We start from the raw sequence: 579 nt of genomic DNA, 5'->3' as shown, positions 1-579 counted from the left end.
CCGTTGAACACGATCCGCCATCACTTCAATTTTGCTCTGCCCGACCGTACCGTTCATGGCATGAATTTGTCGATTAATATTCGTGACACACACATCGTCCATATCAATCAAAGTTAATGCACCGATACCAGAACGTGCCAGCGCTTCCACAGCCCATGAACCGACCCCACCAATACCAATCACACACACATGTGCAGCACGTAAAATTTCCACTTCACTGTGACCATATAATCGACGGGTTCCACCAAAACGTTGGTTATAACTGTCTGAGGCAGGCGTTTCGAGTTCACGCATAACAAGCTTCCACCACTATAAAAGCCAAAAAGAAAGAGTGCGATTTATACGTACTCTTTACTCAAAAGTCTAGTTTCGCAAGCTACTCCCGCTTTTCAGGAGGCAGCGACCAAGGCGCTTGAGTGGGCGAGTTATCTAAACCTAATTTCCACACGCGGCCAAAATGCTTGTAATGACCCGCTTCTATTCCAGCTCTTGGGCCCATGCCATGGTATAAATCGAGATGGTTTTGTTTTACCGCACCGCCGGTATCAAGCACGATCAATAGCCTCAGTTGGTGTGTTC

At 47.2% G+C, this 579-nt stretch carries 2 protein-coding genes; both read right to left on the bottom strand.

What is annotated here, in order from left to right:
- Positions 1–294: tRNA threonylcarbamoyladenosine dehydratase (locus B7C60_RS19125; RefSeq protein WP_245869318.1), on the bottom strand; the 294-nt coding region annotated here is incomplete at its 3' end.
- Positions 295–376: 82 nt separating this feature from the next.
- Positions 377–579, bottom strand: a 203-nt coding sequence (locus tag B7C60_RS19120) for a 3D domain-containing protein (RefSeq protein WP_245869315.1), incomplete at its 5' end; no start/stop codon positions are given.

This window comes from Vibrio fujianensis (assembly GCF_002749895.1).
GTDB lineage: Bacteria > Pseudomonadota > Gammaproteobacteria > Enterobacterales > Vibrionaceae > Vibrio > Vibrio fujianensis.
This window is presented reverse-complemented; position numbering and strand designations above follow the sequence as displayed.